The organism is Nostoc sp. ChiVER01, from assembly GCF_034531155.1.
Lineage (GTDB): Bacteria > Cyanobacteriota > Cyanobacteriia > Cyanobacteriales > Nostocaceae > Nostoc.
In genome coordinates, this window is sequence record NZ_JAVRBS010000007.1 from 153,046 (window position 1) to 169,357 (window position 16,312).

A 16,312-nucleotide genomic window follows, 5' to 3' on the forward strand; every position below is an offset into this window, starting at 1 on the left:
AAGTAAAACTCAACAGAAATAAGCAAAATCAGCGTACTTCTATTCCAGATGGGACGCTAAAGTATTTTCCAGCATAGCCGGGAAATCTGACGCTCCTTAATAACTTTTGGTAGATTTGACAATTGCAAACTCTGGTGCGGCAATTTCGCTTTATCTTGAAAAGAATAAACCTTCATAGTTAGCGAAAACTGCTACACCACTTTTTACATAGCCCTCAGTATTATTTCCGGATTTTTTTGTGACACCAAATAGCCCGTCGTAGACATCGCTTTCATTAGGCGTGAAACGCGATCGCACTAATAACGAGATATGACTAGTAAATTGTTCTTACCTATGCAGATAGAATCAGATATCTATCTTTTTGGCAACTGTAATATATTAGTATTAATTGCTACCTAAAACAAATAGACTTAATAATGTACCGCTATTCCAGAGGCTGTGGAGGAGCATAGGAGCAAGGAGGTTGCGCGATCGCGTGTAAACTACTCCTAAGACAATGCCCAATGCAGTCAGAGGAAGAATTTCCGACAAGCTGAGGTGAGCGATCGCAAACAACAAAGCACTTGTAATAATCGCTCCCCACACGGGTAAGTAGCGAGTCAGAGAGGGTAGCAAAAAGCCGCGAAACAGAATTTCTTCAAAAAATGGAGCAGCGATCGCTGCTGTAAAGAAAAATATGCCAAGTGCTACACCATCTTGGCTTTCTAGGGCTAATTGCAACAAAGGGTTACTACCACCCTGTCCTTGCCATAGCTGTTGATTGATTAAAGATACTATCACAACTATAGGTAAAGCCGCGCAATAGCCTCCTAATCCCCACAAGAACCAATTATCTTGAAAACGGAAGCGAAACCAAAATTCTGGTAATGGAAAAAAGCGCTTGAGAGAAAAATACAGCACTAACAGCGCCCCCGATGCTACCAGTAAGTAACTAACTAAAACATAAAAAGCCTGAAGTCGCACATCACCCACAGGACGAGGGATGGGGAGCAGCGATAGCAATAAAGGGACAAAAATTTGCCCCATGAAGAAAAAGCCGACGATAAAAACCTGCAAAATCGTTTCACCATCCCAGGGTGTTGACCAAGGGACATCAGCATTTTGAGCGAGTAACGAGGTTTTTCCTTTCAACAAGCGTTGAGCAACTAAGAAAATCAGCAGTATTAGACCAGTTAAAGCTGCCAAAGTGGGGATAGTGCCAATAACTGCTAATTTGATCACTGCTTGAGCAGCAGCTTCTTGTTGTGCAGCTTTAACTGCTGATAAAGCGTCTTGTCGTTGCTGGAGTTGGTATAGCTGAACCAAAGCAGTAGAGCGAAACCAACCTTCTAAATTCTTTTGAATCCGTTCTTGAGAATTTTGGAGCAGACGAGGAGGATTGCTCCACAGTCCACTTAATACAGCTGCGGTTTCTCCAAATTCTGGATTGATATCTGAGCGTTGTTGTAATTCACTCCAAGTTTTGAGAGCTGTATCCGTCTGTCCTTGCTGTGCTTGTAAAATTCCCAGACGCAAGTCTAATTCAGCCAGTAATTTTTGTAATTGCTTGAGGGACTCCTGTAACTGTTGCTGTCCCTGTTTAGAAGTTTTAGTAGTGGGAGGAACGTCCGGTAGAGGTTTCGGAGGTATGGGAGTTATTTCAGGTTGAGAGCGTAATTGTGTAAGTTTATTGTTAACTTTGTCTAAATTAGCTGCAACTGATTGACGCGCCTCTTCATATTGCTTTGTAGCGCCCTCCAGGGGTTGCTCACCAAGTATTGCTTCTTGAACTGCTTTGAGATTGTTATCGCTGTTATTTTCTGATTGCCAAGCCTGGGCTTGTAGAGCAATATTAGTTTGGTATAGTTCCAGGCGACTTTGAAACTGAGGTTCTTGCCAACTACTGAATAAAGCCGAAACTGCCAAGAGAACTGCTATCGGCGTCAGTATAAAAATTAAAACTAATCGCTTGAGTGTCATCTATCCCTCTTTTAGTAGCCAATGGAGAGCGCGTCCCCCTTGGGAATTATCGCAAGAAAAAGTCAGAGGTGGATAGATATCATCAATATTATAAGTTTGCAATCGCACCCACCATGTTAAATTACAACCCATTGCACTGCTTACCCTCCGCCGAGGATCTGCCAGATTCTGACGATGAACCTGTGGATAATCAACTACAACATTTGATTCCTGGCTTGCTAGAAGCCATCTTAGCTTGGCTGTGGACAAGTCGGATGGACTGGTTTTTTGGCGTTGATATGGGGATATATTACGATCCCGAATTACCGCCGATTGTCCCTGATGGGTTTTTAAGTTTAGGAGTCGAGCGAGTTTTTGATGAGAACTTGCGTTTAAGTTATGTGTTGTGGGAAGAAAAGGTGATACCAATTATGGCATTAGAAGTTGTTTCTCACAGACGGCGTGGGGAATACACCAGCAAAAAGAAACTTTATGCTGAGATGGAGATTTTATATTATGTTGTTTACAATCCCCAACGTCGGAGAAAACCACCTTTAGAAGTTTATCGCTTTGTAAATGGTGAATATGTATTGCAGCCAGGAAATTTAGTTTGGTTATCAGAGATAGGTTTAGCAATTGGTTATGAACGGGGAACCTATCAGGGAATTACGCGGGATTGGTTGTATTGGTATGACAAACAAGGAGTCAGATATCTAATAACAGAAGAACGAGCGATCGCTGCTGAACAACGCGCTCAAAGGTTGGCAGAATAATTGCGAAAGTTAGGGATAGATCCAGATTCTTTGAGTTAATTTTGCGTGGTGCGATCGTTTTTATTAACTAATAGTTCATTCAAATAAACCTAGTCTTTGCTTCACGGACTGCCAGGTTGAACCTTGGTTTGGGTTTTGGCCATGTATCTCCAAGCGTCTATCTAATTCTTGTTTTTGCTCATCGTTGAGAGGAACTTTATCTGGTGTGGTAAGAATGCTGTCCCATAAGTCCTCGGCAAGTTGTATACGTTCAGATACACTTCGTTTGCAAATATCGACTTTTAATATAGGGTGCATAGTTGTTGTTAATATAATTGCTTGTATATAAGCTTACTCGTTTTTTATTACTGAATCATTATTTTAGTAGCTAGTCCCTGTTTGCTCAAAGTCATCCTAGCTTGGTTATACGAATCTTTTTTGCGTAGCATTAGCATTTGCACAATCAACTTTATATGTTATGACAGATTTGATTGAATTTTCAGCCATAAAATGTATTCTTGTTTTTTAATTAGTTTTTAATTTGCTTGGAAATACTATGTCTGCCACCTCAATTTTTCTATAAATTTGACTAAGAGAGTAGATTGATGAAAATTACTTTTGGGGTTTTCGTGTTCAAAAAGTGGAGTCATAATTTCTAAAACACCGCAATCATAAGCAAACCGAGAACCTCTATCTTCACCTGTATCTCTCAACAAGGCTTCAAAGGTTTCCCAGCTAATGTTATGTAGCACTGTTCTTTGTTCACTAACCGTTGACTTGACAAGCATATATCAAAAATAAGCCAGTAATTATATTTATCAATGAGGTACGCTTTACCCTATCTTTCCCTGCACCCAAGTACGGAAGGATTGCACCAGATCAATTTCATCCATAGTTTTACTTTGCTGGATAAATCTATTCATATCACTAACAGAAATTAAAGGAAAAGCTATGCTCAATTTAATATCAATATAGTTGCTTTCTGTTAGTTGATAAAATTTTAAAACTTCACCGTCATATCTCCATAGTTCTCCTACATCTAAAGCCGCATAAATATTAAATTTATTAACAGAACTGCTAGTAATATCAATTTCAACTGCTAAATCCGGCGCCGGGTCTGTTCTTAAATCTAATTCTTGTTTACCTCTAATTAGTGGCTCATTTTGAATATAATAGCAACTATCGGGTTCTATTCCCTTTGTTATTGGTTGACGTTTTAATGTTGTAGAACCAGCACTTCTAATTTTAGTTTTTAATTCTACTGCTAAAGCAAATATCAATCGGTCAAACTGAATTTTAGGATTTTCGTGTTCAAAAAGTGGAGTCATGATTTCTAAAACACCGCAGTCATAAGCAAACCGAGAACCTCTATGCTCACCTGTATCTCTCAGCAAGGCTTCAAAGGTTTCCCAGCTAACGTTGTGTAGCACTGTTCTTTGTTCAGCAGGCGTTGACTTTACAAGCATATTACAATACTTCTTCTGTCAGGATATTAGATAAAATCCCGATAATTTTACCTATGTCATTAATATAATATTCGCTCAAGTCAATTTCAATCACTTGCCCAATAAGTTTTAAAAACTTCCAGTTAGTTCCAGTGGTGACAGTTCCATAAATTGCCTGAATGTTATTACCCTCACGTTCATTAAACAATTTAGCTGCTAACATTTCTGCTACACACTGACCTAATCCTGCATTAATATTTTCTTTCTTAGCTTCTACAATTGTGACAACTGGTGCATTCAGAATTAGTAACTCTGGTGAACGGCTAATAATAAAATCGCAATTTCCGTTTAAACCTTGTGCGGAATCAACTGTAAAATCGATACCAGAAAATAGACTTATTTGATTATTTAAATATTTTCTTACAGCAATTAAAATAGGCGCAATAATCATTTCTGAACGGGATTTCTCAGTATTACTAGCAAGAGCTAAAGGTACATTTTCCCGCAAGACTTCTACAAGTAATGGTGGACACTCTACTTCATGTACAGATGCAAATATATCAACTTTATCAGAAATAGTTAGGTCAAAGGTTTTTCTAACTCTGTCTAAAGTAAAGTCGCTGTATGACACTTTAGTTGCTCCTGTAAATAATCCAGATAATTAAATTGTGCCAACTATTAGCATAGATATGTTACTGATATTTGGCACAATTACTGTCTGAATATTTTGTAACTTTAAGCAAGTAAACCTGCGAAAAAGTCGAGAGTTTCTTTTAGTGCTTTGATGAAAATATCAATTTCTTCGCGGGTATTGTAGAAAGATAGACTTGCTCGTGCGGTTGCAGCAAGACCTAAGTAACGATGTAATGGTTGTGTGCAGTGGTGTCCAGAACGGATGGCAACGCCTTCTTGATCTAATAATGTAGATAAGTCGTTGGCGTGGACTTCTCCGGCTGTGAAGGACGCAAGAGCGGCTCTTCCTTCACCTTTCGCATTTGGTTTGGGACCATAAATTCTAATTTGGGGAATTTGCTCTAATTGTTGGAACAAATAAGCCGTTAATTCTGCTTCGTAGGCGTGAATTTTATCCATGCCGATACTGCTAAGATAATCGATCGCAGCACCAAGTGCGATCGCTTCCCCAATTGCAGGTGTACCAGCTTCAAATTTATGTGGTAATTCTGCATAGGTGAAATGGTCTAAATACACCTCTGCAATCATCTCACCACCACCAAAAAATGGGGGCATTGATTCTAGTAATTCTAACTTGCCATACAAAAATCCTATCCCAGTTGGAGCGCACATTTTATGACCGGATGCTACCAACCAATCACAATCTATTTTTTGCACATTGACAGGGTAATGAGGAACACTTTGGCAAGCATCAACTAAAAATTTAGCACTGTATTTGTGTGCGATCGCACCAATTTCTTCCACCGGGTTAATACAACCCAAAGCATTAGAAATATGCAACACCGACACTAACTTTGTTTTTTCAGAAATCAGTTTTTTAAACTGTTCCAAATCAAAAGTTTCTTCTGATGTTAATTCTACAAACTTTAATACTGCACCCGTTTTTTGTGCCACCAATTGCCAAGGTACAATATTACTGTGGTGTTCCATCACCGACAGAATAATTTCATCTCCCGCCTGCAAATTGTTCATTCCCCAGCTATAAGCTACTAGGTTAATCGCCTCACTTGCGTTGCGGGTATAGACAATTTCCTGACGCGATGCAGCATTGATGAATTTGGCAACTTTATCTCTAGCGCCTTCATAAGCATCAGTAGCTTTAGCACTCAGAGAATGGGCACCTCGATGCACATTAGCATTATATTGCTCGTAATAATCCCGTAGGGTATTTAATACGAACAAAGGCTTCTGCGATGTCGCAGCATTATCGAGATAAACCAAGGGTTTCTCATTGACTTCCTGATGCAATATCGGGAAGTCAGCGCGAACTTTATCAGCAAGGGTTTTGGTAGGAGTAAAAGTCATTGGTAGATTAGTTATTACTCATTAGTCAGGGACTTGAGATTATTCACTGTGTTTAAAAGGATTTCTCGCAGAGAGGGGACTGGTATTTTGTTGATAACTTCAGCAGCGAAGGCGTTAATTAACAACTTTCGAGCATCGTTTTCATCAATTCCCCGACTTTGCAGATAGAATATTTCGTCATCTTCTAATTGGCTAACGGTAGCACCGTGAGCGCATTTGACATTATCCGCAGTAATTTCCAATTGGGGTTTAGTATCAACTCTGGCTTTAGACGATAGCAGCAAATTGCGATTCAACTGGGATGCATTTGTCAACTGCGCTGGTTTGGGTACAAAAACTTTACCATTGAATACCGCATGAGCGCGATCGCCTACAATACATTTATGCAATTGGTCACTTGTACCGTGGGGATAATTGAGTGCGATCGCACTGTGAGTATCAGACAATTGCTTACCAGAAATTATCGTCAAACCATTGAGAGTAGTTTCTGTCTGCTCACCAGTTTGCAAAATTTCTAAATTGTGCCGTGACAACTTTGCACCTAGAGTTATGGCATGACAAGTATATCGACTATCACGGGACTGTGCGATCGCAGTTTTCCCAATATGAAAAGCCTCTGCACCTTCCCATTCAACCCTAGTGTGACTCACTTGGGCATTGTCACCAACCCAAACTTCCGTAACCGCATTGGTGAAATATACTCCTCCCTCTTGTGGGGTAGGCATCTTGCCTGCCACATACTCCTCAACCAACGTCACCTGCGAACCACTTTCCGCCACCACCAAACAACGCGGCTGTGAAATCGTCGCCGTCTCACCCGCAACTGAAATAAACACCAAATGAATTGGCGTTTCAACTACCACATTCTTCTTCACCCACACCACAGCAGCATCAGTTATTCCAGCCGTATTGAGAGCAGTAAAAACCTCCTGCGCTCCCTCAGCTTGAGCTAAATACTGTTGTACACCTTCCTGCTCAACCGCAGACAAACCAGCCAAATTACTTACCACAATTCCAGATGGCAAATCTGAAACTGCTGATAACTCCGGCGCAAAAACGCCATTAACAAATACCAAACGACTATTAGCCGTCTCTGGCAAAATATCAAATTCTACAGACGCGACAGACGCGAAATTTCCCGTCTCTACATTAAATTGCACCTTTCGCAAAGACGATAAATCAGTAAACCGCCATTCTTCCTCGCGGGTAGTCGGGATAGTCGCATGACGTACCCAATTCGCAGCACTTTGGCGTAATTCCTGCAACCAACCTTCTGTTTTCGTTGCAGTTACTTGATTTAACAACCCAGTCAGATAATCATCTCTATCTAACATTGATGTCAAACTAACTACATTGGAATTAGGAATTGGACTAGGAGATACTTGAATAGTCATTACACACCCACCTCAGCAGCTGCAAATTCTGCCAGCACCCAGTCATAACCGCGAGACTCTAATTCCAACGCCAGTTCCTTACCACCACTCGTAATAATCTGCCCCTGCGCCATCACATGCACAAAATCAGGCACAATGTAATCAAGTAATCGCTGATAGTGAGTAATCAAAATTGTCGAATTGTCTGGACTTGCCAGTTGATTTACCCCATTCGCCACAATTCGGAGCGCGTCAATATCCAAACCCGAATCAGTTTCATCCAAAATTCCTAACTTTGGTTCCAACAGCGCCATTTGCAGAATTTCATTTCGCTTCTTTTCACCACCAGAAAACCCTTCATTCAAACTGCGACTGAGAAAACTGGCATTCATCTTTACCACATCCAGCTTTTCCTCAATCAAATCGTCAAAATCAAAAGCGTCTATTTCCTCTAAACCTTGCGCCTTCCGACGGGAATTGTACGCCACCCGCAAGAAATCCAAATTGCTCACACCCGGAATTTCTAACGGATACTGAAACGCCAAAAATACACCACTTCTTGCGCGTTCTTCCGGTTCCAATTCCAGCAGATTTTGCCCCTGGAAAATCACTTCACCGCCAGTCACCTCATACGCCGGATGTCCAGCCAACACCTTAGAAAAAGTACTCTTACCAGAACCATTCGGCCCCATAATCGCATGAATTTCACCCGATCGCACCTCAAGATTCACACCCTTCAAAATCGGTGTCCCATCAACATTAGCCGTCAGATTCCGTACTGACAGCACAACTTCACTATTTTCAATAATCATCTTCTCTCCCTTCTCTCTCTACGCTCTCTGCGCCTCTGCGGTTCGTCATTCTTCCAAAAGATAAACACAGAACGCCGATGTCCCTGTGTTTATCCTTCCTTCCATTTATCCAACACTGCTTTCCAACTTCAAACTCAACAACTTATCAGCTTCCACAGCAAACTCCATCGGTAGCTGATTAAAAACATCCTTACAGAAGCCGCTAACCATCATCGAAATCGCATCTTCTGCTGAAATGCCTCGTTGAGCAAAGTAAAATAATTGATCTTCCCCAATCTTAGAAGTAGAAGCTTCATGCTCCACCTTCCCAGTATTATTTTGTACCTGGATATAAGGGAAAGTATTCGCATGAGCATTATCCCCAATCAGCATCGAGTCGCACTGAGAATAATTTCTCGCGCCTTTAGCCGTCGGATTTACTTTCACCAAACCCCGGTAACTATTACTAGAATTACCTGCGGAGATTCCTTTAGAAATAATTGTGCTGCGGGTATTCTTACCAACGTGAATCATCTTTGTACCCGTATCAGCTTGCTGCATATTATTTGTCAGCGCCACCGAGTAAAACTCACCCACAGAGTTATCACCCACCAAAACACAGCTAGGATATTTCCAAGTAATTGCCGAACCTGTTTCTACTTGAGTCCAGGAAATCTTGGAATTAACGCCCTGACACAAACCGCGTTTGGTGACAAAGTTGTAAATACCGCCTTTACCGTTAGCATCGCCAGCGTACCAATTTTGCACGGTGGAATATTTAATTTCGGCGTTATCCAGAGCAACGAGTTCCACAACGGCGGCGTGTAATTGGTTGCTATCATACATCGGTGCGGTGCAACCTTCGAGGTAAGAAACATAACTACCTTCTTCGGCGACAATCAAAGTCCGCTCAAATTGTCCCGTATCACCAGAGTTGATGCGGAAGTAGGTAGATAGTTCCATTGGGCATTTTACGCCTTTAGGAATATAGACAAAAGAACCATCGCTAAATACGGCGGCGTTCAAGGCAGCAAAATAATTGTCAGCTACAGGAACAACGCTACCCAAGTATTTTTGGATCAATTCTGGGTGTTCTTGCAACGCTTCCGAAATTGAGCAGAAAATAACGCCATCTTCCGCTAGCTTTTCTTTAAATGTAGTGGCGACAGAAACGCTATCGAAAATTGCATCAACGGCGACATTTGCCAGCCGCTTCTGTTCAGATAGGGAAATGCCTAACTTCTCGAAAGTTTCTAAAAGGGTTGGATCAACTTCATCCAAGCTGTTTAGTTTTTCTTTCTTACGTTTTGGCGCTGAGTAATAAATGATATCCTGATAATTTATTGGCGGATACTTGACATTCGGCCAAGTTGGTTCCGTCATTTTTTGCCACTGGCGATAAGCTCTGAGGCGAAAGTCCAGCATGAATTGCGGCTCGTTCTTCTTAGAGGAGATCAAGCGGATAACGTCCTCGTCTAGTCCACGCGGAATAGTGTCGGCCTCAATGTCCGTGACAAAGCCGTACTTGTAGGGTTGGTTGACTAAGGTTTTGACAGTGGCACTCATCAGTAATAATCTCTCGTGTTCGGAACTTGAATCTCTCTATAAGGATGGGAGACGGGGTTTCTTTAGCCGATTCCCATCTACCGTTACGGAATGGTTACACGGCTGCTAGAATAGTGGTGGAGAGTAAAACAACAGTTATGTTGTTTAATCTATCTTCATTTTACGCTAAATTAACAACAACAATGTTGTCAAAGTCAAACAATTTTGGATTTTAGATTTGCAATTTGGGATTGAAAGAGACCACAAAGGTGCTTGGCTCAAGGATTTTAGATTGACGATCGCGTAGCAGGCTACATACCAGAAAACTTTTTTAATCCAAAATCGTTCGACTGAGCGAAGTCGAAGTCCAAAATCCAAAATCCAAAATCGGCACGGTCAAATTTTCAAAGAAATTAATTTTTGGGGCGTTCGCTGAACGTCTCGCACCACATGAAGATGGCGACTACCCACCAGTCCTCAACCAAGCAAGATATCCTAGAGTATCTGCACAAACACGAAAAAGCAACGGCTTTGGAGCTAGCTGAAGTTTTAGACGTTACCCCTCAAGCTATTCGTCGCCATCTCAAAGATTTGGAGACGGAGGAGCTAGTTTTGTATTCTACATCAGTGCAGGCGGCGGGGATGGGGCGGCCGCAGCATCTTTATCAACTGAGTCGTCAAGGACGCGATCGCTTGCATCGAACAATGAGCGATCGCTTTGGTGATGGCCACGGGAATTTTGCGGTTTCGCTGCTAGACACCTTAGCCGAAACAGTAGGACACGACCAATTTAAATCGATTTTAGAGAAACAGTGGCAGCGCAAAGCTAAAGAATACCGCGATCGCGTGGGTAATGGTTCGTTGCGAGAACGTGTAGCCAACTTAGTAGAGTTGAGAAAAGCGGAAGGCTTCATGGCGGAGTATCACCCTGTTGATGTGAATGACTCTTTTGAGAGCGATCGCTTTATCTTAATGGAGCATAACTGCGCTATTTCTAACGTTGCCGAGTCTTTCCCCAGCATCTGTGGTCACGAATTAGAAATGTTTGCAGCTGTCTTACCAGATTGTACCGTAGAACGCACCCACTGGATTATTGATGGCGAACACCGTTGTGGCTATTTGGTGCAAATTCGTCATTAGTTCTTAGTTTTTTTAATAACTAATCCCCTATACCCAATACTTAATAATCAACTAAATTTGAGATAGCATTTCATTTATGGATGTACCACCACAGCAACCATCAACACAATTTTTAACCCTGGAAGAGTCAGCAAAAGTAGATGCGGCTTTGTTGTCTTCCCCAGAAAAATTTTTAACAAGATTAACAATTTCATCACTTAAGCTTTTGAAGCATATCGCCCAAGAGTACGGCGTTGCTATTGAAGATTTGACAGCACAGCAGGTAATTGCCTGGTTTGAAAAAGATGGCAAAATTCGACGTGAACAAGGCATTGAGGATTCATACCTGAAATGGTGAACTGTGGTACTAAAGTTTGCATTTCGGGTATAGCCTAAAAGTAACTTTACATAACGCCAACAGTAATCACCTCCTCTTCTATCTTTATCTGTGGTTAATTTATTTCTGTACCTTACCTATGTACTGGAGTTTAGACTAAGCAGCAAAAAACGACCCAGGAACGCTGAGTTTAAAACAAGCAGGCTTCAGGCATGAAAATCGGCAATATTAAGCAGATTCTGGTTGTTGTTTACGTGGCTTAGTTGTAGTTTTTCTGACAACAGGATAACGTATTCTACGTTGTCGTGGTTGTCCTAATTTCCAACTTGGAGACTTTCCGCGAGGTTTAGGCGGACGGGCAGGAGTACCAATCGTCGTTAAAATGCTCTCCATTGCTTGGGCAACTCTTTCAGGGGTCAAACTAACCAATAACTTTTGCCAAGGTAGAGGGTTATCTGCAACGATATCACGCGCTAACCATAATTCCCAAGTCATGATTGGCATCAACTCACTCCAACGCTCACATTGCTTCGGGGTACTTAGTTTCGGAAGAGTCCAGTGTAGACGTTGTTTCAAAAATCGATACCAGTGGTCAACAGTAAAGCGCCGCAAATAAAGTTGCCAAACTTCTTCTAAGGTTGGCATTTGTTCTCCAAACCAAGCCAACCACAAAGGTTTTGACACCCGCAAGTTGCCTTCCGCATCAAGACGCTCAACCCGAATCAGAGACATCGGGCGTATAGCGGCTTTACGAAAGTGTAAATTTAACCACAGGCTCACCTTGACTCGGCCTAGTTTGGCATGATTTACTTCTATACTTTGAGCAACTTCACTCCATGTAGAAGCATCATTCAATTTAAATTTATCACCATGTTTTCTGGGTCTTCCCTTCCCGGAATATGGTGGCGGTGCGCCCCATAAACATAAGTTTGAACGTAAACGCACAAAAATATCTGCTTTGATATTAGTCGTCTTCAACACGAAAGGGGCGCAGCCATACTCACTATCCCAAACTGAAATTGGTCTTGTAGGTAAATGTTCACAGACTTGTTGTAGTTGCCAAGCAGCTTTTTGTATTGGGTTTTCCCAACTAGTAATTCTTTCATGTCGCAAGGGTAATGCCCAACTACCCGAATCTTCCGGTATCCATGCAATCGTACTATACCCCTGACCAACAGTAATTGGTTTGTCTCCCCCCATTGAGACACTACTGTGTTCAATCGTCCTTTCCTGCAAAGTTACTGCATTTGGGCGCGACCAAGCTGTGTGGTCGCCAGCCAATAACGGACGACCCTCTGCTGGCATCTGTTTGATGTATAACTGCATCAATTTTTGTCGCTGTGGTCTGCTATCTTGTAGTGCTTCGTAGATGCTTGACCACTTACGTCTAAATGCTGGTGATAGCGATAAATCTGCCAAACTGTAAGCGTTTCGCGTCAGCAATATTGCATCCATCAGTTCAAAAGTTGCATCATGCGCTCTACCTAAATAGTTATACGCTGCTTGACGAAATTCTTCTAGTAAGGCACGTTTCATATTGGCAGATGAGAATTGGTGGTTCTTTTCTCAGATTCTGCTAATAGGGGGCCTGTGTTCAAGCACACCCCCTATTTTTTCTTTGACTGCCTGCCATTTAGTCTAAACTCCAGTAAGTTATCAATTACCTTCAAAATAATGATAATCAAATAGAGGGGGAGGAGGCAAGCGTAGCTTGCCTCCTCCCCCTCTCCCCATACACGATTATCATTCTTATTAAGACTATTTTGAGTATTTTAGCTGATTGACAAAAGGCGCTTTATTCTAACCTCTTACGGATGCTTTTCACCGGATGTCAAGAATCAGGAACACTGTCCAATGATTATCTAAAGAAAATATTTAAAAAAATATACTGATTTTTTCAGTTAATAATTAATAAAATTATACTAGCTCCTTACTTATAGTATTACATATAAACTCCAATTATCCATGTAATATCTAGCTATTAGATGTCAAATATATTACTATTTTTGACAAATTGTGACAATCGTTTAAACGGAAACTGCTAAATTTTTTTTCCGAAACAGCTATAAAGTATTTTGTAGTTAAGTTTGTTCGTTTTTATAAACTTAAACTATAGAAACCTTATCTGGATTATGAAAACTGGATTAAACTCAGTCAAATTACCGCTGCCAAACAATCGCACATTCACATGAATAGCAGTCTTGTCAGCACATCCAAAGAACCACATAGGGGTTCAAGAGAGTAAGTAGATAAGCACAATTAAAGCAAACTAGACTCACCTACTTACTGCTCATCGGACTTATCATGACGTAGCTCACATTAATAACTTTTTTTGATTCAACAATGGAGTAAATAGTATGGCTTATAGCATACATAAAGCTAAAAATGCACAAGAGATCAAAGAACGGGAATACGGTATTGCCGATCAAATGATTAAGTTCACAAAGTTTACTTCATGCCTTGGAATAGTGGCTATAAATAATGAGGGTAAGCTAATTGGTATCCATCTTAGTGTTGTTGATGAAAATGGTGATGCTTTTTCTCCTACTGTTGTACCACTTGTTACCTCTTTAGTAAGAAGTGACCCTCGTAAAGTGGTTTTCGTAGGGCATAATTACTTATGGGAAGAGAACTTACCAGTCGCTTACAATGAATTAAAAAATGCACTACAACCCTCTGATACTACAGATGGAGAGGACGGTACATACCAAGCAGTCATAGAAAATGGCGAAATAATAGTAAATAGAATTTAAAGATAATTAAGTAAAATTCAACTGAAATAGCTATTCATTACAGAGTACTCGCAAAAAATTTTGGTCTACTAAATTTTGCCGAAATCAGTATAAAAGGTAGGCTAATTCTATGTACATTTAATTAGAAGGAGAATCAACTATGTTTTTGAAGTTTAATCAAAAAATCGTATTAGTACTTAGCTTGATGGGTTTAATTACACTAATAGTCATGGGAGTAGTTATACTACCCTCTAATTCTGCATTAGCACTTTCTAATTGTGCTTGCGTAACAAGTGAAGCACAACCCCAAATTGGTCAAAGTACTCGGTCAAGCGGAAATTTTTCGACTCAAGGTTGTACAACTAGTCTAAAATGGGAACTTCCAGACGGTATTAATGTTGATATTATACAAGATGTCTCCGGTGGAAGAGATCGTGGTTGGTATAATGTGTCTAACGATACTACAAAGCAAAATCCAAATCAAAGGAGTTTGTATATTGGAAATCCGAAGGGTGCTAATAAACCCTTTCAAGTTTGTGCTTTAAATATAGATTGAAACTATAGGCGAAATTCTATTTTTTTAGCACTTTAATACCAGAATACCAGGTATAGGCATCCACTTTGTTTACTCTAAGAATTGGGTGGGGAGTGATCGCACTTTATTTTCTTGTAAGAATTGGGTACGGAGGGCGATTGTTTAACCCCAATGTCGTTATAGACTACAACCACCACAGACAACGAACTGAGAAGTGTTCTAAAAATCCTGTAGAAAGTAAAGAACAGCCTAAACCTCTCTCACTGTCACATTCGTCCCTAACCACATATCAGAAGCTACAGGAGACGCTAAAAGAAGCTGGATTATACGAAGTCGATTAACAACGGCAATATCTTACACCCCCAATTCTCACCCCGTAGCATCTCTTGTGGCTGCGGGGTATTTTACGTGGTTAGATATGATCGCCACACGAGAACACAGATACACCACGACACACAATAGCCACGCCACGCCGCCACACAGGGCAATAGCACCTAAGAACGTACAAATTAGCAGCAAACCAAAAATAGCGCGTCGTAGGGCTTATAAGGGTAGGTCACACCACTGCCTAACGCGGCTCTACATGGGAATTTTGAGCGACTCGTCCAGGGGTCAATTTGTCAAAAGACTTCTGCCAAGGTAAAGGATTGTCAGTCACAATATCACGGGCTAACCACAACTCCCAAGTCATCAGGGGCATTAAGTCACTCCACCTTTCACATTGTTTGGGGGTACCTAGCTTGGGAACAGTCCAGTGCAGACGTTGCTTTAAAAAGCGATACCAGTGGTCAATGGTAAAGCGACGCAGGTAAAGTCGCCAAACTTCTTCTATTGGAGGCATTTCTTCTCCTACCCAAGCCAACCACAAGGGTTTCGACACTCGGTCATTACCTTGTGCATCGAGACGTTCAACTCTAATCATTGACATCGAACGTGTCGCCGCTTTACGGAAATGCAGTTTTTTCCACAGGCTAACCCGTACCCGTTTTAGTTTCGGATCATCTACCTCGAAAACAGATGCTGGTTCACCCCATGTTGTTGGTTCATTCAACTTGAATTGATTGCCATGTTTTCTCGGACAGCCAATGCCTGTATAAGCTCCTGGTTCGCCCCATAAGCAAAGATTTGAACGCAACCGTACAAGAATGTCACATGGAATGTTGACCGTCTTCAAAATGAAAGGAGCGCAGCCATATTCACTGTCCCAAGCTGAAATCGGTCTGGTCGGTAAATGCTCACACACCTGTTTTAGTTGCCAAACTGCTTTTTCAATCGGATTTTCCCAACTGGTGATCCGCTCGTGCCTCAAGGGTAATGCCCAACTACCTGAATCTTCTGGTATCCAAGCAATTGTACTGTATCCTTGACCAACGGTAATTGGTTTATTTCCGGCTATGGACGTGCCACTATATTCATAAGTCCTCTCTTGTAGCGTTACTGCATCCGGGCGTGACCAGTTTGTGTGATCTCCTGCTAACAAGGGTCGTCCCTTGAGGGGTATCTGTTTGATATATAGCTGCATCAATTTCTGTCGCTGTGGTCTACTATCTTGTAGCGCTTCATAAATACTTGACCACTTGCGTCTAAATACTGGTGATAAGGATAAATCTGCTAAGGAATAAACATTGCGAGTCAGCAATATGGCATCTGTTAATTCAAACGTCGCATCTTTAGCTCTACCTAAATATTTGTAAGCTACTTGACGAAACTCTTCAAGTCTGGCATTTTTCATGTTGGCAGGTGAGTA

15 protein-coding genes and 2 pseudogenes are annotated in these 16,312 nt (G+C 41.3%); 6 read left to right on the forward strand and 11 right to left on the reverse strand.

The window, feature by feature from the left end:
* Positions 1–384 precede the first annotated feature (384 nt).
* Positions 385–1,959, reverse strand: coding sequence for a CPBP family intramembrane glutamic endopeptidase (locus RMY00_RS12040; protein ID WP_322647759.1), 1,575 nt, complete (start codon positions 1,957–1,959; stop codon positions 385–387).
* Positions 1,960–2,072: 113 nt separating this feature from the next.
* On the opposite strand from RMY00_RS12040, the gene RMY00_RS12045 reads away from it, so the two are divergent.
* On the forward strand, positions 2,073–2,711 hold the full coding sequence (locus RMY00_RS12045; protein WP_322647854.1) for a Uma2 family endonuclease: 639 nt from the start codon (positions 2,073–2,075) through the stop codon (positions 2,709–2,711).
* A gap of 75 nt (positions 2,712–2,786) precedes the next feature.
* On the opposite strand, the gene RMY00_RS12050 is transcribed toward RMY00_RS12045, so the two are convergent.
* The 8 genes and pseudogenes from RMY00_RS12050 to sufB form a co-directional block, all read right to left on the reverse strand.
* Positions 2,787–3,008: an addiction module protein gene (locus tag RMY00_RS12050; RefSeq protein ID WP_322647760.1), complete on the reverse strand. Its 222-nt coding sequence runs from the start codon at positions 3,006–3,008 to the stop codon at positions 2,787–2,789.
* 251 nt (positions 3,009–3,259) lie between these two features.
* Positions 3,260–3,478 (reverse strand): annotated as a pseudogene (locus RMY00_RS12055) (Uma2 family endonuclease); the annotation flags it as partial.
* A 45-nt stretch (positions 3,479–3,523) separates the two neighbouring features.
* Positions 3,524–4,156: a Uma2 family endonuclease gene (locus RMY00_RS12060; protein WP_322647761.1), complete on the reverse strand. Its 633-nt coding sequence runs from the start codon at positions 4,154–4,156 to the stop codon at positions 3,524–3,526.
* Position 4,157: 1 nt separating this feature from the next.
* Entirely contained in the window at positions 4,158–4,766 is a 609-nt protein-coding gene (locus RMY00_RS12065) for a hypothetical protein (RefSeq protein ID WP_322647762.1), read from the reverse strand.
* Positions 4,767–4,870: 104 nt separating this feature from the next.
* Complete coding sequence (locus RMY00_RS12070; RefSeq protein ID WP_322647763.1) at positions 4,871–6,133, reverse strand: SufS family cysteine desulfurase; 1,263 nt, start codon at positions 6,131–6,133, stop codon at positions 4,871–4,873.
* Between the two features lie 14 nt (positions 6,134–6,147).
* On the reverse strand, positions 6,148–7,527 hold the full coding sequence (sufD, locus tag RMY00_RS12075; RefSeq protein ID WP_322647764.1) for a Fe-S cluster assembly protein SufD: 1,380 nt from the start codon (positions 7,525–7,527) through the stop codon (positions 6,148–6,150).
* Positions 7,527–8,318 (reverse strand): Fe-S cluster assembly ATPase SufC, encoded by a 792-nt coding sequence (gene sufC, locus RMY00_RS12080; RefSeq protein ID WP_322647765.1) that lies wholly within the window; start codon positions 8,316–8,318, stop codon positions 7,527–7,529. Before sufC ends, sufD begins: the two co-directional genes overlap by 1 nt.
* Positions 8,319–8,423: 105 nt before the next feature.
* On the reverse strand, positions 8,424–9,863 hold the full coding sequence (gene sufB, locus RMY00_RS12085) for a Fe-S cluster assembly protein SufB (protein ID WP_322647766.1): 1,440 nt from the start codon (positions 9,861–9,863) through the stop codon (positions 8,424–8,426).
* A 435-nt stretch (positions 9,864–10,298) separates the two neighbouring features.
* On the opposite strand from sufB, the gene sufR reads away from it, so the two are divergent.
* Positions 10,299–10,982, forward strand: coding sequence for an iron-sulfur cluster biosynthesis transcriptional regulator SufR (gene sufR / locus RMY00_RS12090; protein WP_322647767.1), 684 nt, complete (start codon positions 10,299–10,301; stop codon positions 10,980–10,982).
* Positions 10,983–11,058: 76 nt separating this feature from the next.
* Positions 11,059–11,319, forward strand: a complete 261-nt coding sequence (locus RMY00_RS12095) for a hypothetical protein (protein WP_322647768.1) — start codon at positions 11,059–11,061, stop codon at positions 11,317–11,319.
* 207 nt (positions 11,320–11,526) lie between these two features.
* Here RMY00_RS12095 and RMY00_RS12100 read toward each other — a convergent pair whose 3' ends face one another.
* Positions 11,527–12,834 (reverse strand): NF041680 family putative transposase, encoded by a 1,308-nt coding sequence (locus tag RMY00_RS12100; protein WP_322647769.1) that lies wholly within the window; start codon positions 12,832–12,834, stop codon positions 11,527–11,529.
* A gap of 821 nt (positions 12,835–13,655) precedes the next feature.
* On the opposite strand from RMY00_RS12100, the gene RMY00_RS12105 reads away from it, so the two are divergent.
* The 3 genes from RMY00_RS12105 to RMY00_RS12115 all read left to right on the forward strand — a co-directional run bounded on the left by RMY00_RS12105 (position 13,656) and on the right by RMY00_RS12115 (position 14,906).
* Entirely contained in the window at positions 13,656–14,051 is a 396-nt protein-coding gene (locus RMY00_RS12105; protein ID WP_322647770.1) for a hypothetical protein, read from the forward strand.
* 139 nt (positions 14,052–14,190) lie between these two features.
* Positions 14,191–14,586, forward strand: coding sequence for a hypothetical protein (locus RMY00_RS12110; RefSeq protein ID WP_322647771.1), 396 nt, complete (start codon positions 14,191–14,193; stop codon positions 14,584–14,586).
* 65 nt (positions 14,587–14,651) lie between these two features.
* Entirely contained in the window at positions 14,652–14,906 is a 255-nt protein-coding gene (locus RMY00_RS12115) for a hypothetical protein (RefSeq protein ID WP_322647772.1), read from the forward strand.
* Between the two features lie 248 nt (positions 14,907–15,154).
* Here RMY00_RS12115 and RMY00_RS12120 read toward each other — a convergent pair.
* Positions 15,155–16,297: pseudogene (locus RMY00_RS12120) on the reverse strand (NF041680 family putative transposase); the annotation flags it as partial.
* Positions 16,298–16,312: the final 15 nt, after the last annotated feature.

Bases quoted from the DNA above. Each gene is read 5' to 3' on its own strand.
- RMY00_RS12100 (WP_322647769.1), bottom strand. From the start codon at position 12,834: ATGAAACGTGCCTTACTAGAAGAATTTCGTCAAGCAGCGTATAACTAT.
- RMY00_RS12110 (WP_322647771.1), top strand. From the start codon at position 14,191: ATGTTTTTGAAGTTTAATCAAAAAATCGTATTAGTACTTAGCTTGATG.
- sufC (WP_322647765.1), bottom strand. From the start codon at position 8,318: ATGATTATTGAAAATAGTGAAGTTGTGCTGTCAGTACGGAATCTGACG.
- sufB (WP_322647766.1), bottom strand. From the start codon at position 9,863: ATGAGTGCCACTGTCAAAACCTTAGTCAACCAACCCTACAAGTACGGC.
- RMY00_RS12040 (WP_322647759.1), bottom strand. From the start codon at position 1,959: ATGACACTCAAGCGATTAGTTTTAATTTTTATACTGACGCCGATAGCA.
- RMY00_RS12095 (WP_322647768.1), top strand. From the start codon at position 11,059: ATGGATGTACCACCACAGCAACCATCAACACAATTTTTAACCCTGGAA.
- RMY00_RS12060 (WP_322647761.1), bottom strand. From the start codon at position 4,156: ATGCTTGTAAAGTCAACGCCTGCTGAACAAAGAACAGTGCTACACAAC.
- sufR (WP_322647767.1), top strand. From the start codon at position 10,299: ATGGCGACTACCCACCAGTCCTCAACCAAGCAAGATATCCTAGAGTAT.
- RMY00_RS12070 (WP_322647763.1), bottom strand. From the start codon at position 6,133: ATGACTTTTACTCCTACCAAAACCCTTGCTGATAAAGTTCGCGCTGAC.
- sufD (WP_322647764.1), bottom strand. From the start codon at position 7,527: ATGACTATTCAAGTATCTCCTAGTCCAATTCCTAATTCCAATGTAGTT.
- RMY00_RS12105 (WP_322647770.1), top strand. From the start codon at position 13,656: ATGGCTTATAGCATACATAAAGCTAAAAATGCACAAGAGATCAAAGAA.
- RMY00_RS12045 (WP_322647854.1), top strand. From the start codon at position 2,073: ATGTTAAATTACAACCCATTGCACTGCTTACCCTCCGCCGAGGATCTG.
- RMY00_RS12050 (WP_322647760.1), bottom strand. From the start codon at position 3,008: ATGCACCCTATATTAAAAGTCGATATTTGCAAACGAAGTGTATCTGAA.